The following is a 24671-nucleotide window of genomic DNA, read 5'->3' as shown; positions in this document are numbered from 1 at the left end:
AACGCATATTCAGTTTAAATTCTATTCCGGGCGGATCGCACCGCCAGGTTTTCATTGAGGATATATCATGTCACAGGTCATTAATACCAACGCGCTGAGCCTGGTTGCACAGAACAACCTGAACAAATCTCAGTCCACTCTCGGCACTGCGATCCAACGCCTGTCTTCTGGTCTGCGTATTAACAGCGCAAAAGACGATGCTGCTGGTCAGGCTATCAGCAACCGTTTCACCGCCAGCATCTCTGGTCTGACTCAGGCTTCCCGCAACGCTAACGACGGTATCTCCATCGCTCAGACCACTGAAGGTGCGCTGAACGAAGTTAACGATAACCTGCAGAATATCCGTCGCCTGACTGTTCAGGCACAGAACGGCACTAACTCCGAGTCTGACCGTCAGTCCATCCAGGACGAAATCGATGCCCGTCTGTCTGAAATCAACCGTATCTCCGATCAGACTGAATTTAACGGCGTTAAAGTTCTCAGCCAGGATCAGTCTCTGTCTATTCAGGTAGGTTCTAACGATAAAGAAACTATCGACATCGATCTGACCCAGATGGATGCCAACACTCTCAATATGACTAATTTCAACGTTGCCGGTCCAGACGTTGCGACTCTTCATAACTCCGAAGATGCCAACGGCAAAATAACCGTTGACGAAGGCTATAAGTATGATGTGGCAAAAGCTACGGATGGTAACGGTGGTACAGTTACAGCAACTGATATTGTTAAAGGTGATAACGGGAAAATATACGTAACAAATGGGACTGACTACTTTGAAGCCACTGATGACGGTAAAGGTGGTTTTACCTTCAACAGTGCGACCAAGGACACCGTTGCTGCACAAGCAGATAATGTAAAAACAATACAAGGTCAGGAAGCAACTCAGCTGGTTGCGCCGGTAGGCGTACCGGCCGGCTCTACCCTGAAAGACGATGGTAAAGGTAACTACTATCTTGATGACGGTAAAGGTGGTTTAACTAAGGCTGATGTCACCATTGACAAAGCTGTACTGCCAACATACAAGGCTACAGTAACCGATACCGGCGTAAGCGCAGCCAATACCACCGATCCGCTGAAAGCTATCGATGCTGCGCTGTCTCAGGTTGACAAACTGCGTTCTGGCCTCGGTGCCGTACAGAACCGTTTCGATTCTGTTATCAGCAACCTGAACAACACCGTTAACAACCTGTCCGAGTCTCGTTCTCGCATTCTGGACGCTGACTTCGCATCTGAAGTGTCTGAAATGAGCCGTGCGAACATCCTGCAATCTGCGGGTACTTCTGTGCTGGCACAGGCTAACCAGGTTCCGCAGAACGTTCTGCAGCTTCTGCGTTAATAGGCCCCCCCTGGCAGAATGATTCTGCCAGCGTGCCCCCCGACCAGCCCGGATCTTCCTCCTGGGCTGGTTTTTTATCATTAAGTACCCGCCATCATCTTAACGACTGGAAATAAAACGCATTAATACTCGGAATAGTCATTTTCTTGATAAGAATATTTATCGTAAGTAATAATAAAAATGATTACACCTGGCCATTTTGAAAAAAATGCAGGATCGAACACATCGACATTGCCGCCAGCTTATCTCTATTACGAATAATTATTACGTCTTAGTATTAAACTCTGAATATATTTCATATCGAAGTTTCTCAATCAGGATTTCCTTAATATAGTGTATTATACTGGCCACTAAGGATGTTAGATCCCAACAGTACCTTTACTACTGATGAACAACACCAGTCAGGTAATCAGGAATATACGCGAGGACCGCGCACTAATGGAAATCTGTACTCATTCTACACCACCTGTATTTGTCATGGCCCTGTGTGAGTATTTCACATTTGGGATGAAGCATCTTTTCTCCGACAACAACATTAACTTGTCGTTTATTCATCGAATTGATCAAGTCACTATCGGTATGGATGATACGCTGACCATTATGCTAGTGCTTGATATGTCAGGGACCGAATCGCTGCGTATCTTCAAAGACGCCGTCGACTTTCTTATCCAGATTAATAGCCGTAAACGCGTTGGCGTGCTGGTCAGCCGCTATAACTCCTATCTGACGTATTACATCTCGCGCAAGTTTGCCGGTAAGGTGACTTTTTTTAACTCTCATAACCTGCGCTCCGGTCTTTTTCAGCGTAACTTCCAGACCTGGCTACGGGGTAAAACATTCCGTCCGATGCATACGATTAATCGCTACCGGGACGAACGTTATGGTTTTTCCCTGAAAGAATGGATTTGTCTGGTGCTTCCCCTTGCCGGGGAATCAATAAGCGAAATGTCCCGCTGCATGAAAATACCGGAACCGACGCTGTATCAGATCAGACGCGGCGCGCTAAAAAAATTAGGTCTGAGTTCATACAGGCAATTTTGCGAACTGTATATCAGCGGGGAGATCCGCACAGAAAACGACAAAATTTTAAGACAAAAATACTGAGGCTTCCGGGTTCACAACGGCTGTGAGGCTGGGCTATCTCATCGCAGTCATAATTTGTAGAAGATTATCAAAGATGGTAGCCATCAGGCTTTCAAAAAGCGGACCAAAAGAGTACATCATCAGCGATAACGCCAGTAAGCCAACGCTGAGTGAAATAGGAAAACCGATCACAAAAACTGAAAGTTGCGGCGTCAGACGGTTAATAATGCCAAGTGTCAGGTTAATGCAGAGCAGTAACGCCACAATAGGTAACGCCAGTATCAAGCCGCTACTAAAAATAAGCCCCGCCAGTTTTACAAAAGCCAGATAAGCAGACGCATTGGGTAACGAGGCCGCAACGGGCAAAATATCAAAGCTTCGGGCGATAATCTCCAGAAGGTAAAGATGTCCGTTGGCGATTAAAAAGATCAGCGTAGCCAGTAAATTAAGAAAGCGGGCAATAACGGGCATATTCTGCCCACCGGCACGGTCATAGAAGGTGGCAAATGAAAGTCCCATCTGCAGGCCAATAAGTTCGCCCGCGTGGCGGACAGCCACAAAAATCAACTGAATGATTAAGCCGGTGATAAGGCCAATAATGAGCTGCCCCGCCCCTGTCAGAAATCCCTCATACGAAACAATACGAATATTGCTCTCAGGTAATATGGGGGCTATCTGAAAGGCTATGAGTGCCGACAGCGCAATTTTGACCTTTTTATTGATCGATTTGTCATTAAAGATCGGCGCTGACGTAAAAAGAGCCAGGATACGCAAAAACGGGAAGAAATACTGACCGATATGCAGGTAAAGATCAGCCAGAGAGAGTGTGAGCATAACTAACGAATCAGATAAGGCAGGCTGTTAAATAGCCCGTGCATATAATCAAGCATGACGCTTAACATCCAGGGGCCAAGGGCAATAATGACCACCACGAGCAGCAATATTTTGGGAATAAACGATAATGTCATCTCGTTTATTTGCGTGGACGCCTGGAGAATACTGATAACCAACCCGGCAACCAACGACGCCAGTAATAACGGGGCAGCAATCATCAGACCGACTTTAATGGCCTGGAATCCCATCGCCATAACTTGTTCTTCTGTCATCTCTTCTCCTCGTCAGCTAAAAAAACTTTGAGCCAGTGAACCAATCAGCAACTGCCAGCCGTCGACCAGAACAAACAACATCAATTTAAAAGGTAATGAGATTGTCGCAGGCGGCACCATCATCATCCCCAGCGCCATCAACACACTGGCGACCACAAGGTCGATAATCAAAAACGGAATAAAGATGGTAAAGCCAATCTGGAAACCTGTTTTCAATTCACTGGTGACAAACGCCGGAACCAGCAGACTTAGCGGCACATCTTCCGGTCCGGCGAAGTTTTGCTGATGAGCGATGCGGGTATACAAAGCCAGATCATCCTGACGCGTTTGTTGCAGCATAAATTCCCGCAGCGGCTGAATGCCTTTATCGATGGCGACCTGAGCGGTGATTTTATCCTGACTTAAAGGCATCCACGCGTCGTCATAGATTTTATTAAACACGGGCGACATAACATAAAAAGTGAGGAACAGCGCCAGACCTAACAGCACCTGGTTTGGTGGTGTTGATGACGTTCCCAACGCGTTACGCAGCAATCCCAGTACAATGATGATGCGCGTAAAACCGGTCATCATCAGCAAAATAGCGGGCAGAAAGGTTAGCGACGTCAGCAGGACCAGCGTCTGTACCGGTAAAGACCAGCCTTCCCCACCTGCAGGGCGAGTTAACAGAATGTCGCTATTAGCAGCGAATGCGCTATGTACAGGAAACCCGATGCCAAACACCATGACCAACAGGCCACAGATAATCGACATTACCCGCCATGACGGTTTTATTTTATTGCTGATTGCCATAACGCCCTCGCAGACTGTTTGCCAGCACTGTCTGAAAACAGTCAACCAGCGAGCTACGGGACTGCGGTTGATCAACAGCCGCAAAATTTTCTTCGACTGTTTTTTTGTCGATGGCGCTCAGACAGGAGATATTTTCTGCCGTCACGCCAAGCAGTAACCATTGATTTCCCACTTCCACAAGAACCAGGCGTTCACGCGGCCCCAGAGACTGGCTGAATTTAATATTTAACAGCGCATTGCGGCCATTTTTTTTCCCTGAGATACCGCCAGAACGACGTAAATACCAGAGTAAAAGAAGTAACCCGAATATTATCAGGCAGAGGATACCGCCGGTATGCATCCATACCGACGACATGCTGGTTGTTGAAGCGGTGGGTAAAACTGTATGGGTACTATTGATCATTATCTGCTCAGGCGATAAATACGTTCAGATGGCGTAATAATATCGGTAATACGAATACCGAATTTATCCGACACCACAACCACTTCTCCCTGTGCAATAAGATAACCATTAATCAAAATATCCAGAGGTTCACCCGCCAGACCTTCCAGCGCAACCACAGACCCCTGGCTCAGTGCCAGAAGTTCCTTGATGGTCATACGGGTTCTGCCAAGTTCTACCGTCATTCTGACCGGAATATCCATAACCAGATTCAGGTCAGAGGCAATAGCTTTCGCCCCGTCCATCACGCCCGTCGTTCCTGCGGATTCGCGCTGTTCTTCCAGTGCGTCTGCCCAGGCCGTATCTGCGGGAGTAGAGGTAGTGCCCGCCTGTTCATTCTTGCTCATGCGAGCTCTCCTTAGAAAAAGGTGCTAATGCTGTATTAAAAAGTTCTTCTACCTGCAAGGCGTACTGATTGCTTGCGCTGCCATATTTCCCGGACAGTACCCGCACGCCATCAACATAAGCTTCAGCGATTTCAGGTTTATCTAACGGTAAAATATCGTGTTGCTTGAGGCTCATAATTTGTGACAGTCGCATCTGTACGTCGGATAAATTCACCACCAGTTCCAGTTCCGTATTTCTGACCTGTGAAGCCAGCGTATTACGCCAGTTTTGATCTTCCTGCCAGGCGTTTTCCTGTGGTGGACTGGTAAGCAAAGAACGTATTGGCTCAATAACGTTGAACGGGATGCAGATATCCATCTGGACACACTCGGAACCCAGTTCGATATAAAACGGTGTAGTAATCACAATATCATTCGGTGACGACGTAATATTGGTGAATTTCACCTGCATTTCTGAGCGAATATATTCTGTTTTAAGGCCATAAACCGTACTCCAGGCAAAGTCATAAGACTCCAGAGCAATTGACAAAATACGCTGAATAATACGTTGTTCAGTGGGGGTAAACTCCCGCCCATCCGCTTTTGTTTTAAAACGTCCGTCACCGCCAAATAAATTTTCCACCAACATAAACACCATATTGGGAGAAAAGACGAACAGCGCCGTCCCGCGCAAAGGTGACAGATGAATCAAATTAAGATTGGTCATCACAGGTAAGTTACGCGCAAATTCATGATAAGGCTGCACCCGAATATTACCGGTAGTGACGTCCAGACTGCGGTGCAACACGTTGAACGCTCCGACACGAAACTGACGTGCAAAACGTTCATTAATGAATTCCAGCGTGCTGAGTCGTTCATGAACAACGCGTCGTTGTGTCACTGGATCGTAAGGACGTATATCATCCTCAGGAGCCATGGCAGATAGAGTGTTTTCAGATGCGCCGTTACCATCGCCATTCAGAAGACTATCCACCTCATCCTGTGACAAAATATTGTCAGACATAGCGATTACCGTAAAATAAAGATGTTAAATAAAACATCGGTAACTTTAACCGTCTGTTTCCCGGATAGTGGATTTGCCAGTTCTTGTTCAATTTCATGAACCAGTTGCTGTTTACCTTCGCGTGTGCTCAACTCATCCATCGTCTGCTGTGAAAATAGCATAACAAGGCGGCTACGAATTTCTGGCAGGTAACGTTTTAACAATTCCTGGGAGCGAGGATCTTTCAGACGCAGCGTCAATCCAACATACAGAACATGTTCTGTTCCATCGACACCAGGCTTCAGGCTGACAGTAAACGTATCCAAAGGTGTATAAATAGGTACTTCAAACGTTTCCTCTATTTCTTCAATTTCCTGCTCTATTGTGCCTTTTTTAACATTGTTCTTTAAACTCTCCAGTTCTGTCCAGGTATAACCAAAACATGCGCTGGCAAAAACAAATGCCAGGACGGTCAGCACTATGCGACTCTTGCTTTTTTTGCCACTCTGAGTGGTATCCAGGTTTTTTTTTGACATCACAAAAATATACTCAGTAATTTGTACCCCGTTACACCCGGGACAGGAACTGTATTCTATTACATAACCAGGTATTAATAATCCGGCAAAAAAATGTCGCTGCTGGCATTAAATTGATAGATAGATTTGACTTCAGACAACATTGTAAACGTTTGCCTGCATCCTTAATAAAAATCAATGTTGCATAAATGATAAAAAACACACCATCTGAGTGAGATTTATAACTATTTGAAATTTAATGAAATTAAAGACCAGGATCGCTATCAACAGCCAGCAAAGAAGCATGTTTAAACCCGGCAGAAATACCACCAGAATAAAACAACAAAGCCCGGAAACCGGGCTTTCAGATAAATAACAAAATTAAAGTATCAGACAAAAGTATTTATTCCGCCGGAACGACTGAGCGTATGCAGAATTACGCCTGGTTCATCCGGTACGCTTTCCGCACCATCATCGGATTGCATATCCTGTTCTGCTGCCTGATTTTGCGAACCGTTCTCCCACGAAGGTCTGGAGTCCGCAGCAACATTGGTTTGCCCAAGAGAGATCCCTGATTCTGCAAGGGAGTTTCGCAAATGCGGCATCGCCGTTTCAAGCGCATTGCGAACCTGGTGGTCGGCTGCGGCAAAATGAAGCTGCACCTGATCGTTATTTATCCGCAGGCTAATGTGCAGACTACCAAGATCTTCAGGGTGCAATCTCAGTTCCGCATGATGAATCCCTTCACGAGTAAAGCAGGCCAACTGCTGACTCAAATTCTGCTGCCATTCCGTAGTCCCCACAGACGCGGTCAATACCGAGGGTTGCGCAGATGGGGATACACCCACGGGCTCACGGATTTGAATACTCATATCCCCAATGGTTGGGATATGTAGAGCATCAGCCATATGGCTATCCTGATGCTGTACAGGCATCTGTGCCGCCGATTTATCTGCTATTGCTGAATCAAGAGACGTTGCCAACTGTTCTGATGACTGAGGCAGTGCCTTATCGGTATTTGTTGCCGACTCGAGATGCAAGGAGCCCTGATTTTGCGGGAGCGATGAAGGTAGATGCGCAATCGGCTTGCCTACTTTCCCCGCCAACGCAGAATATGCAACGACTTTGTTCAGCTTTTGAGAGCGACTATCGAAAGTGCCAGTTTGTAACTCATCCCCATTCGGAGTCGGTAAAAGTTCAGTGTCAGCCACACTCACGCCTGAATCCGCTTTTTCTGTTTGGGATGCCACATTTTCTGGCGACACCACCGGGTTTTTCACGGCAGAAACCAGTCCCGCGCCCTCAAAAAACGGTGATTGTGTCATTTCCTGATTTATCCCCGCCCCCGGTAATGGAGCACTTTGCGCCGGGAGCATGTAAAACAAACCATCCACTATACCTGGCTGTTCCACATCAGAGGATTCCTTTCCTTTTTCTTCTTCAGTCGGTAACAGATTTACCGTTCCTCCCGGCGGAAGATGAAGCTTCGTACTGGAATCAGGAGGCAATTTACTGCCGAGTTCGTCTGCAAATGATGGCGCATCTGTATCATTCTGGGGTGCAGAGGGTCCATGCCCCAAATGGCCAGTATTCATAGGTAAAGAAATTACCTGCATTTTATTTTCCCCTCTGGCTGGCGCGGCGGGCAAATTCATCCATCATTTTTTGTTCCTGTCGGTTTTCTTTCAATAGACGCTGAGCTTCGGCCCGGCTTTTTAATGTTTCAAATGCGTTTAACCGCTGACGATCTTTTTGCCAGTCGTTGAGCGAGGCATCGACAATCTGTTGGCTGTTATTCACCTGATGTACCTGCTGCAAAACGACCTTTTCCAGCGCACCAATAAAACTTTGCCATGACTGGAGCGTAGACACTGACATACCCTTATCGGCAATGGTGTTTTGCAGTTGTCGGCGATATTCAGATTCATATGTCTGTAATTGTTGTAAACGGGAGATTTCATTCTCATGCGACTGGCGCGCACGCCCCAGTCGCACCGTAGTGTCATTGAGTTTCTTTTCGGCCAGATCCCGCAAAACATCCATTGGTGCTGATGTTGCCATGATTATTCACCTGCTTCAGGGCCTCTATTCTCCGGGAATAACGCATCGAGCTGGCGACATGAAACATCATATTCCTGGCGTTCATGGATGCCCTGTTGCAGATAGCGCTCCATTTCTGGATATAAGGTGATCGCCTGATCCAGTAAAGGATCGCTGCCTCTGGCATACGCCCCTACGCTGACCAAATCCCGGTTCCGCTGCCACGAGGACAGAAGTTGTTTAAAACGCTGTACCTTTTGAAATTGCGCTGGTTGCGTAATTTCCGTCATCACACGGCTGATAGAAGCTTCAATATCAATGGCCGGATAGTGGCCTGACTCCGCCAGTCGGCGTGACAGAACAATATGTCCGTCGAGAATGGCGCGAGCGGAGTCCGCAATCGGGTCCTGCTGATCGTCGCCTTCCGTCAATACGGTATAGAATGCAGTGATTGATCCACCGCCACGGATACCATTCCCGGCTCTCTCCACCAGGGCCGGTAAACGGGCGAAAACAGAAGGCGGATAGCCTTTGGTTGCTGGCGGTTCGCCAATGGCTAATGCTATCTCACGTTGTGCCATCGCATAACGCGTCAGCGAATCCATGATCAGCAACACATTTAATCCACGGTCACGGAAATCTTCCGCAATACGGGTTGCATATACCGCCCCCTGCATACGCAGTACCGGCGATACATCGGCAGGCGCAGCAATAACCACCGACCGCTGTAAGCCATCCTGTCCGAGGATATTTTCAATAAAATCTTTAACTTCACGGCCTCGCTCGCCGATGAGTCCCACAACCACCACATCTGCGGTGGTATAGCGCGCCATCATGCCTAACAGGACACTTTTGCCAACCCCGGAACCTGCAAACAGCCCCATGCGCTGACCTCGCCCCACGGTCAGTAATCCATTGATCGCCCGAACGCCGACATCAAGCACATTGCGAATGGGGTCGCGTTGTAACGGGTTAAACGGAGCGGTAAATAATGTTGCCCGATCACTATTACTGGGAGGAGGAAGGCCATCCAGTGGTCGAGCGCTGGCATCCAGCACACGCCCCAATAATCCAGGCCCAACAGGAAGCTGCTTGCCTTGCGTTAACTTATCACCGCTATCCGGCGCCCAGACCCTGGCGCCAGGCAAGATGCCGTCCACATGTTCCAGCGGCATCAGATACAGCGTTTGTCCACTGAAACCAACAACCTCACTTTCTACACAACGAATACCCTCCGGGCCGTCACGTTCAACAATGCACAGCGTTCCGATGGGTAATTTTAGTCCGGTGGCTTCCATCACCAGTCCAGTCGCGCGGATCAGCCTGCCGTACTGACGAAAAGCGGGTAACGTCGTCATCCGCGTTTCTTGCTGTTCCAGAGCACCCAGCCAGTTTTTGAGATGCGAAGTCATACACCTTCCCTGTTGCGAACCAGTTGACACAACGACTGCCAGCGGGTTTCCAGCGATGCGTCCAGTTCCCCTTCTTCCGTACTGATCCGACAACCACCGGGGAGAAGATGGGGATCAGCACACAATTCCCAGTCATAGGATGAGAGCAACGTCTCAAGCTGTTGGCGAACCTCTTCTGGTTCTTCCGCGCTAATGGTCAGGCGAAATTTACCTTTCAGTAAGCGGTCTTCATTGAGTAGCGTGCGAATGTGATTCATCAGTCCGGTATGCATTTTATCCGTAACGCCCTGCTCGCCTAGCAGAGTTCGCACCGCCATCAGCGCCAGTTGCACCAGGCGGGCAGGGATGACGCTGTCCATGTTTTCAACCGAGATCTGAAAACTTTCCATAACGCGGGAAAACTGCGAAGTTAACAAAGCCTGTTGAGCATGAACCTCCACTAATCCCTGGTTAATGCCTTCCGTTTTTCCCTGCTGTAATCCTTCTTCATAGCCGCGACGACGCCCCTCTTCCTCGCCTTTTACCAGCCCCTGCGTAAAGCCTTTTTGCCCTTCCTGTTGGCGAACACGGGCAAGCTCGGCCTGCCGGTCCGGGTCAGACATGGGATCTACATCTGCGTGGTTTTCAGACTCCAGATTTGGCCATGAAGAACTGCCCTGCCCGAGCAGATCATCAGGCCGCCAGGGTTTCCAGGTTGTCTCAGACGTAGACATCCTCACCTCCCCCAATCACCATCTCTCCGGCTTCCACCAGACGACGTACCACCAACAGAATGGATTTCTGTTCTGCTTCGACCTGGGTCATACGTACCGGACCACGTGAATTGAGATCATCACGCATAATTTCGGCCTGACGTTTGGACATGTTGCTGAAGAATTTCTCACGCAGTACTTGATCGGATCCTTTCAACGCAACCAACAGAGACTCGCCATCGACATCCTGCAACAGGCGCTGGATGCTGCGGTCGTCCATATCCACCAGATTTTCGAACAGGAACATCTCATCAATGATTTTTTGCGCCAGTTCAGGATCAAATTCGCGGAATGCAGTAAGCGCCGCTTCTTCCTGCTGAGTTTTCATCAGGTTGAGAATTTCAGCCGCCGGACGAACACCGCCCATATTGTTGCGCTTCAGTGACTGACCGTGGAGCAGATTGTTCAGTACATCCGTCAGTTCTTGCAGTGCCACCGGCTGGACGCCGTTAAAGGTGGCAATACGCAACATAATGTCGTTACGTTCGCGTTCTTCAAATTTCGCCAGCACATTTGCTGCCTGAGCACGTTTCAGATGCACCAGAATCGTCGCAATAATCTGCGGATGCTCTTCCCGAATCAGGTCATAAACCATATACGGTTCCATCAGCCCCAACGTTTCAATACCGTTGTTTTCACCACGGGCATCCAGCAGATTATCTAATAATGCTTCAGCCTGGGATTCTCCCAATGCTTTAACCAGCACATTGCGTAAATATTCATCCGTATTGATGCTAATAGATGCGTACTCTTCGGAGTCGCGTTTAAATTCGCTCAACACCTGAGCAATCTGCTCATGGGTATAAGTATTAATGCTGACAATGGCACTGCTTATCTGTGCCACCTCCTGAGGACTGAGATGGCGGAAGACATCGGCTGCCCGGTCATCGCCGAGCGTTAGCATAACAATGGCGCTTCGCATGGCGGCATTCATGATGGTTTCTGCTCCTTATTCATCCACTGGCGGATCACCAGTGCAATAATCTGCGGTGCCTCATCGGCCATTTCACGCAGTTGCTGAGTAGTCAGTTCTGTATCCATGCGCTGTTGCGCTTTGGCACGTTCGCAGTGTTCTTTTTTCTGTCGCTGCGCCGTTGCTTCAGCCTGACGTGCTTCTTTTTCCATTTCGAGTCGCTGGAGCAGCATTTCCTGATGTTTCACCCAGAATGGCCATACGGCTTTACGCCACAGCACCCAGGCAACCAGAGCGACTAAAAGATAACGCAGTACGGAAAGAACTAACTGAATAACATCCTGCTGTTGCCACAGTGGAAGAGCGATGTCTTTATCTGCCTGGCTAAATGGCGTGTTAACCACATTTACCGAATCCCCACGGGAAGCGGTATAGCCCATTGCCTCTTTAACCAGATCGTTAATTTGCTTCATCTGCGCTGGCGTCAGAGCCGCCGGTTCTCCGGCCTTTCCTGGCAGATAATTAATAACAACCGCGACCGACAAACGTTCCACATTACCTGTGTTACGGGTGATATGTTTTAGCGTTCTATCCAGCTCGTAATTGGTAATGTCGTCATGGTTCTGACTGTAGGGCTGTAGCTTTTGAGTTGTCGTCTGAGAAACCGGGCGGGCTGCGCTATCTTTAGCGCTGCGCGCTGGCGTTGAGGTGGTAACCGGAGCGCTGGCTGCCGTAGGCGGTAGATTACTTAACGCGCCAGGTACGCCGCCAACGCTGCTTTTCCCGCCTTGCTCATCATGAACAACGTGGCGACTGCGGATGGACATCTTGTCTGGCGACGTGTTGGGAGCATATTCCTCAACAGTTTGCTCATTCTGGGTGAAATCAACTTGTGCCGTAACTTGTGTGCGAACGTTGGCGCTACCGACAACGGGCGTCAGAATGGCCTGAATACGGTTTTGATAGTCATCTTCAACTTCGCGGATATATTTAAGCTGTGTTGTCTGGGTATTGTGAGTGTCACTGCCGGAAAGCAAATGGCCAGACTGATCCACAATGGTGACATGAGCGGCATCAAGGCCAGAAACCGCGCTGGCTATCATGTAACTGATGGCGTTAACCTGGCCATCATCTAGTGTTCTGCCATTTTGTAAAGTCAGGGTCACTGAGGCGGTAGGCGCTTTTTGTTCGCGGACAAACAGTGACGGTTTCGGTATTGCCAGGTGGATACGGGCGCTCTGTACTGGACCTAACGTCTCAATAGTGCGAGCCAGTTCTCCTTCAAGCGCACGCTGGAAATTAACCTGCTCGTTAAACTGGCTAATACCAAATTTTTCCTGGTCGAGCAGTTCAAATCCTACAGAGCCACCTTTCGGCAACCCCTGCTGCGCGAGTTTAAGTCGGACCTCATAAACCTGGTCTTCCGGGATCATGATGGCGCCGTTATGATCGGCAAAGCGATAAGGAACCTGCATCTGGCTAAGCTGAGTAACAATCGCTCCGCCGTCCTGTTCGCTAATATTACTGTAGAGAACGCGATAAACTGGCCCTTGCATCCAGAATAGCAAGGCGACAACAATTGAAATTGCCGCCGCCGCTGCGATCATAAAAATAATTCTGGGATTTGCCCGAATTCGTTCCAGTAGTGCCTTAAAATCAAAGGGACTATTTTTTTTATTACCCTGGGTTGTGGCATTCATGCCATATTCCTGTAAAGTTAAATGGTACGACTTCAACGCAGGTGTCATATTGCAGATGCAGATGAACAAACTGGTGATGAGTATTATTCGCGACAATTTTTCATTTCAGAAAATTTGCCAGATAAGAATTATCGCCTGAAACTGCCCTAAACCTAATCTGCAATAAGAACAGGTTTGTGCTGACTTTTCCCACAATGCTGCTGAACTTCCGCCATGATAAAGTACGCCTAAATTAAACAGAACTGATAAGACATTAGTATCAACTATCTGTTGTTAAGCGTCAGTAAGGTGAAATAACGATATGTCCCTAAATACAATCAATGGGGTAGTAAATCAGATTCAGCGTCAGGCAGGCCAGGTTTCTGCAATGCAGAATCAGTTTGCTCCGACAGGAACAAATGACACAGAAAATAAAACACAATTTTCTGATGTGTTATTTAACAGCCTCAATAATATCAGCCAGCTCCAGAATCAGGCCAAACAAGGCTCTGAAGACTATCTGGCAGGCGTGCCGGGGGTTGGCTTAAATGATGTTATGGTTTCGATGCAGAAGTCATCTGTAGCACTTAACCTTGGTGTTCAGGTACGCAATAAAATGGTTAGCGCGTATCAGGACATCATGAATATGGGTGTCTGATTGTCGATTTTTCGGTTTAGTCACTCCGTTAATCCTGATTGTTATTTTCTGTTTTCCCGTATCACCTGATCACCGCCTGGCGGTGTTTATGATCGGGTGATATGCATTGAAATCCTGAGCGCATGTTGAAAATAACTTTCAATTCCCCGCTAAAGGCGGAAACACTGAGAAATAAAATTCCGCAATATGGCTAATCACACTGAATTCCCCGCGCAAGGTCTGAACACTCTCACGGATAAGGATTTAACACGCGTCAGCGAGTTAATTTACCGTAGGGCAGGTATTGTCCTGAATGGCCAAAAGAAAGATATGGTTTATAATCGTTTATCCCGCCGAATCACTCAGCTAGGGATGAACAGTTTCAGCGAGTATATGGCGCTGCTTGAAAGCAGTTCAGAGGCGCCGGAATGGCAGGCATTTGTCAACTCGCTGACCACTAACCTGACCTCTTTTTTTCGTGAAGCGTACCATTTCCCTATTCTTGCAGAACATGCGCGGAGTCGACGCGGTATGTATAACGTCTGGTGCGCTGCGGCATCCACCGGCGAAGAGCCGCTGTCAATTGCAATGACGCTGGAAGAAACGTTGGGTCGTAGTATTACGGGGCCTCGTATACTGGCAACCGATATTGATACCGATGTTCTGCGTCATGCCAAAAAAGGAATTTATCAATTATCCGATTTAGCTAGTCTGAATGAAAAACAGAAAAAAGACTGGTTTTTACGGGGAACCGGAAATCACGGGGATAAAGTAAAAGTAAAAAGAGAGCTGTTGTCTTCGATTCATTACCAACAGCTTAATCTCGTGGATCCGCAGTGGGATATTCCTGCACCTTTTGATGCTATTTTTTGTCGCAACGTAATGATTTATTTTGACAGGAATACACAGAATATTCTTATGCGCCGTTTTGCAGAAATACTGAAACCAGGTGGAATACTGTTTGCTGGCCATTCAGAACATTTTAATACCACAAATAGTCATTTCCGCCTGCGCGGGCAATCTGTTTACTGCCTGGCAAAGGAGTAACAAATGAAAAAGATAAAAGTGTTGTGCGTGGACGATTCGGCGTTAATCCGCAACATCATGACGCGAATTGTTAATCAACAACCGGATATGGAAATGGTCGCCACGGCGCATGACCCCATCATGGCCCGTGATTTGATTAAACAACATAACCCGGATGTGCTGACGCTGGATGTTGAAATGCCACGCATGGATGGTCTGGATTTTCTTGAGCGCTTAATGCGTCTGCGTCCAATGCCGGTATTAATGCTTTCATCACTGACCAGCAAAGGATCAGATATCACCCTCGCCGCGCTGGAACTGGGAGCGGTAGATTTTATTACTAAACCTCAGCAAGGCCTTCAGGAAGGTATGGAAAAATACAGCGATATGATCGCTGACAAAATTCGTATCGCGGCGAGCGTGCGGAGTTTCCAGAAAAGAACGGTTCCCCCAGTAATTCGCGCACCGCTTATTGGCAGTGAAAAAATTATTGCCATTGGCGCATCGACCGGTGGTACGGAAGCATTAAGCCATGTCCTGTTGCCAATGCCTCCGACATGTCCGGGGATCGTCATTGCACAACATATGCCGCCAGGTTTTACCCGTTCTTTTGCCCAACGTCTGGATAAGTCCTGTCTGCTGTCAGTAAAGGAAGCAGAGCATGATGACCGCGTGCTGCCGGGTCATGCTTATATTGCACCAGGTGGCAGACATATGGAGTTGGTACGTAGCGGGGCTAACTACCATATCAAACTTAGCGACACACCGCCTGTTAACCGCCATCGTCCGTCAGTAGATACGCTGTTTGAATCCGTTGCCCGCGTCGCAGGACGAAATGCCGTCGGGGTGATCCTGACCGGGATGGGTAACGATGGTGCGAAAGGCCTGCTGGCGATGCGTAACGCAGGCGCCCGAACCCTCGCCCAGAGCGAACGCTCATGTGTGGTATTCGGTATGCCCCGTGAAGCACTGGCATTAGAGGCAGTAACAGAAGTCGCCGACCTGGATGAAATGAGCCAACAAATTCTCAATAACATAACCGGGCAGTCTCGCCGTATTTAACAGCCTGTTTCGTACTTAGAAACATTTCAGGATATACCATGACAGATAAGAATTTACGTTTCCTCGTTGTTGATGACTTTGCCACCATGCGTCGCATTGTCCGCAATCTCCTTAAAGATCTCGGCTTCAACAATGTTGACGAAGCGGAAGATGGTCATGACGCACTGACACGTCTGAAAAAAGAACCATTCGATTTTGTCATTAGTGACTGGAACATGCCGAACATGGACGGTTTGCAGCTATTGAATGAAATTCGCCAGGATAGCGCGCTTAAAGCGCTGCCTGTGCTGATGGTTACCGCAGAAGCGAAGAAAGAAAACATTATCGCGGCAGCGCAGGCCGGCGCCAGCGGTTATGTGGTTAAACCTTTTACCGCAGCCACTCTTGAAGAAAAGCTGAACAAAATCTTTGAGAAGCTCGGGGGATAATCATGACCGCGTCTGCGCAACTGCCACCAAAGAATCACGATCCAGACGTCTTTACCCGTATTGGTAATATCACACGGATGCTAAGGGATAGTCTGGTCAGTCTTGGCCTTGAGCGAACCATCATGGATGCGGCTGAAGCGATCCCTGATGCCCGCGAACGCCTGAATTATGTGGCAAAGAAAACATCGCAGGCTGCGGAGCGTGTTCTGAGCTGTGTAGAAGAAACAAGACCAATGCAGGACTATATCACCAGCGAAGCTGAGCAGTTAACGCAACGCTGGGATGCCTGGTTTGATGCGCCTGTTGAACTGCCTGAAGCGCGTGAGTTGGTAAAGGATACCCGACATTACCTGAAACAGGCGACCAGTCTGGCGGGCAAAACTAATAATCAACTCATGGAAATCATGATGGCGCAGGACTTTCAGGATCTGACCGGTCAGGTTATCCAGCGCATGATGACCATTATTGAAGTTGTTGAAAAAGAGTTGATCCGGGTTCTCGTAGAGAACATTCCTGAAGAGACTGTACCGACGAAAGAAGTCGCTAATTCATTAATCAATGGTCCGCAAATCGATAACACCCAGGCAGGTGTGATGACATCCCAGGGCCAGGTTGATGACCTTCTCCAGAGTCTCGGCTTTTAATCTATGTAATGTCATTTCCTCTGATAACCAGGGCTTTAATGGCTATCAGAGGAAATAAATCCAGGCAGGCGTATGTCAGAAGAAAGCGATCAGGAAAAAACAGAAGAACCCACAGCTCACCGAAAAGAAGAAGCTCGGAAAAAAGGGCAGATTCCTCGTTCCAGAGAACTCACCTCTCTGCTGATCCTGCTAGCAGGCTGGTCGCTGATGACGGGTAGCGGAGAAAACCTTGCCCGCACGTTATTACAGTTATTGCATTCCGGGTTAACCCTCAACAGAAATCAAATTGAGGACCCGTTAAGTATGATTCACCAGCTTTACGACATGCTGGTAATGATGATTCAGGCATTGATGCCCTTTCTGCTTGGGCTGTTTGTCGTGGGGATTGCCGCGCCATTACTGATTGGTGGGCTTCACCTGGGCGGTGGCCTGAAAGTAGATTTAAAACGCTTAAATCCACTTTCAGGAATGAAACGGATGGTTTCAGGACAAATGGTCGCTGAATTATTAAAAGGATGTCTGAAAGTTACTTTAGTAGGAACAGGCTGCACTTTGTATCTTATTAATAATAAAGAGCATTTCATCCAGTTAGTGAGTGCTCCACTGCCTGAAGCGATTGGCCGCGCGATGGACCTGATTCTGCACTGCCTGATGATGGTACTACTGTGCATTATCCCGATGGTTGGCTATGACATTTTTAACCAGATCTTCAGCAACCTGAAAAAGCTGCGTATGACCCGCCAAGAAATACGCGATGAATTTAAGCAGCAGGAAGGCGATCCGCACATCAAGAACAGAATCAAGCAGATGCAGCGCGCTATCGCCAGAAACCGCATGATGTCCGATGTGCCTGAAGCTGATGTGATTGTCAATAACCCAACGCACTACTCCGTCGCCCTGTCATACAAAGAAAACAGTATGAGCGCACCCATCGTGCTGGCCAAAGGCGCAGGGGAAGTCGCGCTGCGCATCAGAGAGCTGGGGAAAGAACATAAGATCCCGATGCTGGAAGCGCCACCGCTGGCGCGTGCGCTTTACCGACACAGCGAGATTGGCAGACCGATCCCGACAGAACTTTATAGCGCGGTGGCAGAAGTGCTCGCGTGGGTCTACAGCCTGCGTCGCTGGCGCCACACCGGCGAAACCAAACCCGTCCCCCCCCGGAACCTTCCTGTACCGGAAAAACTGGATTTTAACTACGAGATGAATACCGATGTCTGATATCGCCACTAAATTACGTTTACCACAGTTGAAAGATACCCAGTGGCGAATACTGGCCGGCCCGGTGCTGATCATGATGATCCTCGCCATGATGGTCCTGCCGCTCCCGGCGTTTCTTCTGGACACCCTGTTTACGTTCAATATCGTCCTTTCATTGATGATCCTGCTCGTATCCATGTTCACCAAAAACACGCTGGAGTTCTCGGCATTCCCGACGGTCCTCCTGTTTGCCACCCTGCTTCGACTGGCGCTGAACATTGCCTCGACGCGTATTATCCTGATGGAAGGCCACACCGGCGCTGCGGCGGCGGGTCGCGTCGTGGAAGCGTTTGGTCATTTTCTGGTAGGCGGTAACTTTGCTATCGGCATCGTGGTGTTTGCGATTCTGATCATCATTAACTTTATGGTTATTACCAAAGGTGCCGGACGTATTGCCGAAGTGGGCGCTCGCTTCGTTCTCGACGGGATGCCTGGTAAGCAGATGGCCATTGACGCCGACCTTAACGCCGGTCTGATCGGTGAAGCCGAAGCCAAGCGCCGTCGTAACGAAGTGACCCAGGAATCCGACTTTTACGGCTCAATGGACGGTGCCAGTAAGTTCGTGCGCGGCGATGCCATCGCGGGCCTGATGATTATGGCCATTAACATCATCGGCGGCCTCGCTATCGGTGTTCTGCAACACGGCATGGCGATCGGACAAGCCGGTGAAACGTATACCCTGTTAACCATCGGCGACGGTCTGGTTTCCCAGATCCCTGCCCTGATAATCTCCACCGCTGCCGGTGTTATTGTGACGCGCGTAGCGACCGAACAGGATGTCGGGGAGCAAATGGTGGGGCAGTTGTTCCACAATCCTCAGGTGATGCTGCTGGCGGCTGGCGTAATCGGTCTGCTTGGGTTGATCCCGGGTATGCCTAATCTGGTATTTCTGCTCTTTACCACTGCACTGCTGGGGTTAGCCTGGTGGTTACGCGGTCGTCAGGAGAATAACCAGTCGGCCAGCAAAGAAGATAAAACGCGTGACGAAATCCACGCTGAAGCCGCTCACGCTACAGCCGAAGCCTCCTGGGCAGACGTACAGATTGAAGACGTACTGGGGCTGGAAGTGGGCTACCGTTTAATTCCGCTGGTTGATAGCGATCAAAACGGTCAGCTACTGACGCGTATCCGTGGCCTGCGTAAAAACTTTGCGCATGAAATGGGTTTTCTCCCGCCGTCGGTGCACATCTGTGACAACCTGAGTCTCGAACCAGGCAGTTACCGGATCCTGCTGAAAGGCGTGGAAATTGGTCATGGCACGATTCATCCTGAACGCTGGATGGCGATTAACCCTGGCTGCGCCGAAGGAGAGCTGGACGGTACGCCGTGTAAAGATCCGGCATTTGGTTTCCCGGCATGGTGGATTGATGAAGTGCAGCGTGAGCAAGCTCAGGTGCAGGGTTATACCGTGGTTGACCCGGCCTCCGTGGTGGCAACGCATCTGAACCATCTGATTACCCAGCACACTGGCGAACTGTTTGGCCGCAATGAAGCCCAACTGCTGCTCGATCGCCTTGAAAAAGATATGCCACGACTGGTAGATGGCTTGATCCCAGGCGTAATCTCTTTAACGCTGTTCCATAAAGTGCTGCAAAATCTCCTGGTGGAACAAGTTTCTATCCGTGATATGCGCACTATTATCGATACGATGGCTGAATTTGCGCCGACAATCACCGATCCTGATGATTTAACCGCTCAAATCCGTAGCCGCCTCGGTCGGGCAATTACCCAACATTGGTTCCGTAATAATAAAGATATCGACGTGATTGGCCTCGACAGCAACCTTGAGAAGATTCTCCTGCAGGCAATCCAGAATAACAGCATTATTGAACCGGGTATTGCCGACAACCTGATCCGCCAGACAGAACAGGCAATCCTTGAGCAAAACGCGCGTAATATTCCGCCGGTACTGCTTGTCGCGCCGCCGCTCAGAACCATGCTTTCCCGTTTTCTGCGCCGGATTTACTCGCAGTTGGTGGTGCTGTCCACGCAGGAGATTGCACACGACCGAATTTTACATATGTCGACCTGTATCGGCGGACAAAAATAATGAAAGCCATTAAGACAGCACTTCTGTTGCTGACGCTCCATTCATCATTGTGCCTGGCTTCCGCAGGAAGCTGGAGCCAACAGAGCAGCGGCGGCACGCTGACGACTGGGGAAGAATTACTGGTTGGGCGTGTTCTTCACGCCCCCATTACCGTACCGCATAACGCGCCCGTGAAATATATTACGTGGAAAATAAACCTACTCACTCCAGCGCCGCAGGGACTGGAGATAAATTTATGCAGTACGACCTGGTGTCAACCTCTGCCTGCTCTCGCCGGTCATTTAGCACCTGCCCGCCATTTATCGGCGGGAGGCGTTTTTCACTTTATTTACAACGTGCGCTATAAAGGGCAGTTAATACCAGCCATGACGGTGGTGAAAAACCAATTAACAATTGGCTACGGCTCACAATCATGAGGGCGGGGATGTAAATTTTCGTGGCAATAATCCACCGTCAAACACATCGATGGGTATGCATAGCCACATTATCCTCTCAGCGGAAAATCATTATTAAGCGCAGAGATTAACTCTTTCAGAAAATCACATTGGTTGCAGTTGCGTTTTGTTTTCGACGCTGCGTAATAGACAGCGTCTGACGCCGCAAATTCATAACCGGCTAACGTGCGTTTTTCTTCCATTAACTGTACAGCGCGGCAGGATGCATAATATTCGCTATTTTTAGTGGTATCAGATACTGTAGCGTTAACGTCTATGACGAATCTGTATCCTTTGCCGTAAACGGTTTCAATAAAGATATTTTCTTTGTTCTGACCAAGAGCATTACGAATACGATAAATGCTTCTGGTCAGGGACTCGTCACTCACCGCAGAAGACCAGACATCATTAATAATTTTATGTTTACTGACTACACGTTTTGCATTCGCTAATAAAACCTTAAGCACGCCAGCTTCTTTAGGCGGCAGATAGACTTCCTCCGCTCCGCAACACAAAAAACCATCATCTGTAAAAGAGAAATCACCAAACTGAAAAGTGGTATGACGTTCTTGTGTATTAATCATATTCACCATAGCTCCCTTATGTGAATCATTATGGTAGGGACATCATCCCCACTGTTAGCACTGTTCTACGCTTTCACAACCGGGCTGAAATAGTGATCGATAATTCTTTGTGTTCCGGTTAGTGAACGTTGTCACACCTCACTTGCATCACTAAACTTTATGACAGAATTATCCAATTTTGATGTGATATTATTTTAAATCGCCAGATTAAGATGTAATTGATTGTTTTAAAACGATTATTTGTTTTTCATGTAGCAGGATATTGCAATTTAAGATGTGAATTATGGATTCAAAGAGATACGGCAGTCTGCAGTCTGGCCTCGCTACAGCAAATGATGAAATACATGAGAGGAAAAAGAAGAGACTGTAACACGGTTACGGTTTAGTATTAACCGGAATGTTGATTTTATACTGACAAACTTATTGAAAGAAATGACCGCATAAGCGGCCACTCAAAATAGAACGATTAATATTAACGACATAAAACATCAGTTGGCGAAGGCACACTAGCTGTTCGTATAAATGTGGATTCTGCATATTTTCCGTTAATTTTATTAACAAATGAATACTTACCGGAACCAGTTGGGTAACCATAAGCACCATCGAGCGTATTAACCTCATAGAAAATCCCTGCCCAAAGGGCCCCTTCATGTAACCCATTATAATCCCAATTTAAAAAAGCATTTCTTGCCAGGCCGTCGTGAGAACCTGCTGCTATTGCTGCTGCTGAAGATTTACAGACATTTTCAATACCGCCATAGGGTGATACATTTACATTAGAAAATTTAATATAACTCACAAAATGAAATGATTGAGACGTTTGTACAATACCCGTCATGGTATCAGTAAATTTCATTAAACCTTCCATACCGACACCGGGTTTATTAGTAACCTGAATTTCCGTATTTGTTGCATCTAATATGATTTTTTGTTCGCCTACGGGAGTTACTCCTTCAACTTTCCAGCGATGACTATCCAGTTTTTTCCCATTTGCGCTTGCGAAACCCACGGTACTGTTAATCGGCAAATAAGCACCATGTGCAATAAGCCCGCTCCAGTCTCTTGCTGTATTATTCACTTTATCGTACAGGTCGACTATCGGTGTAACCTTGACTTTTATCCTGGGTAAGACCTCAACATTATTCACGGTTATCACAGATTCTGCGTCTTTATCCTCCGCAGCATCAACGACTTTATCCGGGTGTACAATAACGGTCGTTTGACCGCTACTGTCTGTGGTCCCCGGCACTGTTTTTGCAGAATATCCCGGCTGAATATCAATAATCGCACCACTGACAGGTTCGCCGAGGCTATTGATCAACGTCACGCTGCATTTAATATCTGTATCGGCCAGCCCAACACAATCTGGCAATGATGACTTTGTACTGCTGATTACGCTGTAGGTATCAACAGACGCGGAGGCAACCTCATCGCCCTCAAAGGGAATGGTATTATTACTGTCTGTCCGCGCTATGACTTGCGCGCGTAGTACGTGGCCTTTATTTGTTGAAAAAGGTGTGTATTGAGTCGTAGTCTGTCCTGGAATATCCTCCCACTGCCCGGGGGTCGTTTCCACCTGCCACTGATACGTCGTTCCTGACGGTGAATTATCTTCAGTATCCCCATCGGGATCGCTGAATTTGGGATCCAACGTTAATGTATCCCCCAAGGTAAGCACAGGTGTAGACACGGGTTTATGTCCAGTAATAATCGCCAGTGTTTGCGCTTGTACTGTTGCCGCATAAACGGATATTGAGGTTGTCAGGGCAACCGCGGCAAGCACCGACAGTGCCAATATTTGCCGTGTATTAATAATCATCGATAATCTTTTCATTGCGCTACATCAACGTAGAAAAGGTGTATGAACATTACTGTCCACATCTCTTGTAGCAGAGTAGTTTCGGATAATCCCAGGTGATTACTTAACTTCTCTTGATACTTTACAAAGCCAGGTCAGGCACAAAATAAGTTATCGTATTGTACAACAGGTGAGAATAAAGCTAATTCTGCGATATGAGCACATAAAGAAATGCTACTCCCTGTTTAGGGATTATCAATAACAGCAAATTCGTTTAATTGCCCTGGCGTAAGAAACCATTCGTTTTACGACAGAAACAATAGAAGTTGAAGAATAAAAAGGAGATAATAACAAATCTAACAACCAGGATATTTATCAAGCCAATGAAAATTATGTTGATAAAACAACTCATTATAAAAAGGATATATCAGCATTCCTGGATTGATTGCCAGAAGAAAACATAAAACACAACCTACAAATATATTAACTTCAGACATAAAAGCTAAAAATGTACCACATGAAGCATTATCGCAATTATGTCTGTTCCATCGCGAGAAAGCGTATGATATGCAAACCAGACATTTTGACGAACAAAATGTGATGTAGCTCTATTTCATAGCAGGTCTTTTAAAGTGAATGTCTATGTCTGAAATTTCATCTATATTTATTAAAATGTGCTTATCGTCGTTGCTCCTGATAGTCACTCTGGTCTGGACTCTCGTTTCGGCTCCGGCATGAAACGAGACGATTTGCTGAATCTCTTTCATCATATTCTCTAGTGCTTCATGATCGTTCATAGCATCACCTCACAGATTACATAGGTTGTTTAATAAAATATCGGCCCAAAGAAGATTTAGATAAGCCAGAAAGTGCTGACATATCCAAAACGTGTTGGCGTTAATCCATAGGTTAGCTTTCCCTGTCGCACAGGATAAATGGTGATATAGCAGGTGATTTAATAGGATTTTAACCAAACATTCTGTTATCAGAGAATATTCGCTTTTTGGTCATCGTTATAAAAAACCCTTGCGAGCATTATTTTTCTTCTCTCTAAAAAAAATAACACATCATATTATCTCCTCCTTCAACTGAATCTGCACGCGCATACTGATTTATAACTCCCGGATGAATCCTTAAGTTATACAACACCCAAAATACACCACTGTACTAATTACAGAACTAACGTCCCTTTAACAAAAAGTTACATCAATGCAAGAATAACCTTCTATTCATAGCATTTATTCAGGATTTAACTTAATGAGTTTCGCCTATAAAATAATAAATATATCTATTCTATTATCCCTAATCCCCAAACCAAAATCATTTATTAACTTAAAACGACTGACCTC

The 24671-nt window shown here is 47.4% G+C and carries 25 protein-coding genes; 10 read left to right on the top strand and 15 right to left on the bottom strand.

Features of this window, described 5'->3' with window-relative positions; genetic code table 11:
• Positions 1-67: 67 nt before the first annotated feature.
• Positions 68-1336, top strand: coding sequence for a FliC/FljB family flagellin (locus FEK47_RS16770; RefSeq protein WP_138183290.1), 1269 nt, complete (start codon positions 68-70; stop codon positions 1334-1336).
• A 438-nt stretch (positions 1337-1774) separates the two neighbouring features.
• Positions 1775-2440 carry a hypothetical protein gene (locus FEK47_RS16765; RefSeq protein WP_135488340.1) on the top strand — a complete coding sequence of 222 codons (666 nt, stop codon included), beginning with the start codon at positions 1775-1777 and terminating at the stop codon, positions 2438-2440.
• A 33-nt stretch (positions 2441-2473) separates the two neighbouring features.
• Here the strand turns inward: FEK47_RS16765 and fliR are convergent, their stop codons facing one another.
• The 13 genes from fliR to fliF form a co-directional block, all read right to left on the bottom strand.
• The gene (gene fliR / locus FEK47_RS16760; protein ID WP_135488341.1) at positions 2474-3253 is read right to left on the bottom strand and encodes a flagellar biosynthetic protein FliR; all 780 of its coding nucleotides are present in this window, start codon (positions 3251-3253) and stop codon (positions 2474-2476) included.
• A 2-nt stretch (positions 3254-3255) separates the two neighbouring features.
• Positions 3256-3525: a flagellar biosynthesis protein FliQ gene (gene fliQ / locus FEK47_RS16755; protein ID WP_130224542.1), complete on the bottom strand. Its 270-nt coding sequence runs from the start codon at positions 3523-3525 to the stop codon at positions 3256-3258.
• Between the two features lie 12 nt (positions 3526-3537).
• A complete protein-coding gene (gene fliP / locus FEK47_RS16750; protein ID WP_130224623.1) occupies positions 3538-4251 on the bottom strand; it encodes a flagellar type III secretion system pore protein FliP in 714 nt (237 codons plus the stop codon).
• A gap of 49 nt (positions 4252-4300) precedes the next feature.
• Positions 4301-4720: a flagellar biosynthetic protein FliO gene (fliO, locus tag FEK47_RS16745; protein ID WP_135488342.1), complete on the bottom strand. Its 420-nt coding sequence runs from the start codon at positions 4718-4720 to the stop codon at positions 4301-4303.
• Positions 4720-5106: a flagellar motor switch protein FliN gene (gene fliN, locus FEK47_RS16740; RefSeq protein WP_130209631.1), complete on the bottom strand. Its 387-nt coding sequence runs from the start codon at positions 5104-5106 to the stop codon at positions 4720-4722. Before fliN ends, fliO begins: the two co-directional genes overlap by 1 nt.
• Positions 5093-6109, bottom strand: coding sequence for a flagellar motor switch protein FliM (gene fliM, locus FEK47_RS16735; RefSeq protein ID WP_138183289.1), 1017 nt, complete (start codon positions 6107-6109; stop codon positions 5093-5095). The genes fliN and fliM overlap by 14 nt, the downstream gene beginning before the upstream one ends.
• A 5-nt stretch (positions 6110-6114) precedes the next feature.
• On the bottom strand, positions 6115-6624 hold the full coding sequence (gene fliL / locus FEK47_RS16730) for a flagellar basal body-associated protein FliL (protein ID WP_135488344.1): 510 nt from the start codon (positions 6622-6624) through the stop codon (positions 6115-6117).
• Between the two features lie 368 nt (positions 6625-6992).
• Positions 6993-8015, bottom strand: a complete 1023-nt coding sequence (locus FEK47_RS16725; protein ID WP_171020860.1) for a flagellar hook-length control protein FliK — start codon at positions 8013-8015, stop codon at positions 6993-6995.
• A 205-nt stretch (positions 8016-8220) separates the two neighbouring features.
• Complete coding sequence (gene fliJ, locus FEK47_RS16720) at positions 8221-8664, bottom strand: flagellar export protein FliJ (RefSeq protein ID WP_138183286.1); 444 nt, start codon at positions 8662-8664, stop codon at positions 8221-8223.
• Between the two features lie 2 nt (positions 8665-8666).
• Positions 8667-10055: a flagellar protein export ATPase FliI gene (gene fliI / locus FEK47_RS16715; protein WP_138183285.1), complete on the bottom strand. Its 1389-nt coding sequence runs from the start codon at positions 10053-10055 to the stop codon at positions 8667-8669.
• On the bottom strand, positions 10052-10768 hold the full coding sequence (locus FEK47_RS16710; protein ID WP_135488348.1) for a flagellar assembly protein FliH: 717 nt from the start codon (positions 10766-10768) through the stop codon (positions 10052-10054). Before FEK47_RS16710 ends, fliI begins: the two co-directional genes overlap by 4 nt.
• Positions 10755-11741, bottom strand: coding sequence for a flagellar motor switch protein FliG (fliG, locus tag FEK47_RS16705; RefSeq protein WP_135488349.1), 987 nt, complete (start codon positions 11739-11741; stop codon positions 10755-10757). The genes FEK47_RS16710 and fliG overlap by 14 nt, the downstream gene beginning before the upstream one ends.
• Complete coding sequence (gene fliF / locus FEK47_RS16700) at positions 11738-13420, bottom strand: flagellar basal-body MS-ring/collar protein FliF (RefSeq protein ID WP_138183284.1); 1683 nt, start codon at positions 13418-13420, stop codon at positions 11738-11740. The genes fliG and fliF overlap by 4 nt, the downstream gene beginning before the upstream one ends.
• 301 nt (positions 13421-13721) lie before the next feature.
• Between fliF and fliE the strand changes: the two genes are divergently transcribed.
• The 8 genes from fliE to FEK47_RS16660 all read left to right on the top strand — a co-directional run bounded on the left by fliE (position 13722) and on the right by FEK47_RS16660 (position 20922).
• Positions 13722-14057 carry a flagellar hook-basal body complex protein FliE gene (gene fliE, locus FEK47_RS16695; protein WP_135488351.1) on the top strand — a complete coding sequence of 112 codons (336 nt, stop codon included), beginning with the start codon at positions 13722-13724 and terminating at the stop codon, positions 14055-14057.
• Between the two features lie 186 nt (positions 14058-14243).
• Positions 14244-15083, top strand: coding sequence for a CheR family methyltransferase (locus FEK47_RS16690; RefSeq protein ID WP_135488352.1), 840 nt, complete (start codon positions 14244-14246; stop codon positions 15081-15083).
• Between the two features lie 3 nt (positions 15084-15086).
• Positions 15087-16124, top strand: coding sequence for a chemotaxis response regulator protein-glutamate methylesterase (locus FEK47_RS16685; RefSeq protein ID WP_135488353.1), 1038 nt, complete (start codon positions 15087-15089; stop codon positions 16122-16124).
• A gap of 38 nt (positions 16125-16162) precedes the next feature.
• The gene (gene cheY, locus FEK47_RS16680) at positions 16163-16552 is read left to right on the top strand and encodes a chemotaxis response regulator CheY (protein ID WP_130209609.1); all 390 of its coding nucleotides are present in this window, start codon (positions 16163-16165) and stop codon (positions 16550-16552) included.
• Between the two features lie 2 nt (positions 16553-16554).
• Positions 16555-17196 carry a protein phosphatase CheZ gene (gene cheZ, locus FEK47_RS16675; RefSeq protein ID WP_130224516.1) on the top strand — a complete coding sequence of 214 codons (642 nt, stop codon included), beginning with the start codon at positions 16555-16557 and terminating at the stop codon, positions 17194-17196.
• Positions 17197-17268: 72 nt separating this feature from the next.
• On the top strand, positions 17269-18417 hold the full coding sequence (gene flhB / locus FEK47_RS16670) for a flagellar biosynthesis protein FlhB (protein WP_135488354.1): 1149 nt from the start codon (positions 17269-17271) through the stop codon (positions 18415-18417).
• Positions 18410-20506: a flagellar biosynthesis protein FlhA gene (gene flhA / locus FEK47_RS16665; protein ID WP_138183283.1), complete on the top strand. Its 2097-nt coding sequence runs from the start codon at positions 18410-18412 to the stop codon at positions 20504-20506. Before flhB ends, flhA begins: the two co-directional genes overlap by 8 nt.
• Complete coding sequence (locus FEK47_RS16660; protein WP_135488356.1) at positions 20506-20922, top strand: flagellar protein FlhE; 417 nt, start codon at positions 20506-20508, stop codon at positions 20920-20922. Before flhA ends, FEK47_RS16660 begins: the two co-directional genes overlap by 1 nt.
• Positions 20923-20990: 68 nt before the next feature.
• On the opposite strand, the gene FEK47_RS16655 is transcribed toward FEK47_RS16660, so the two are convergent.
• Together FEK47_RS16655 and FEK47_RS16650 are read right to left on the bottom strand one after the other, a co-directional pair.
• Complete coding sequence (locus FEK47_RS16655; RefSeq protein WP_135488357.1) at positions 20991-21524, bottom strand: winged helix-turn-helix domain-containing protein; 534 nt, start codon at positions 21522-21524, stop codon at positions 20991-20993.
• Between the two features lie 472 nt (positions 21525-21996).
• Positions 21997-23343, bottom strand: coding sequence for a hypothetical protein (locus tag FEK47_RS16650; protein WP_135488358.1), 1347 nt, complete (start codon positions 23341-23343; stop codon positions 21997-21999).
• Positions 23344-24671: the final 1328 nt, after the last annotated feature.

The sequence above is a fragment of the Escherichia sp. E3659 genome (assembly GCF_005781135.1).
Lineage (GTDB): Bacteria > Pseudomonadota > Gammaproteobacteria > Enterobacterales > Enterobacteriaceae > Escherichia.
Note: the sequence above shows the minus strand (reverse complement) of the source record. Positions and strands in the feature narration are given on the sequence as shown.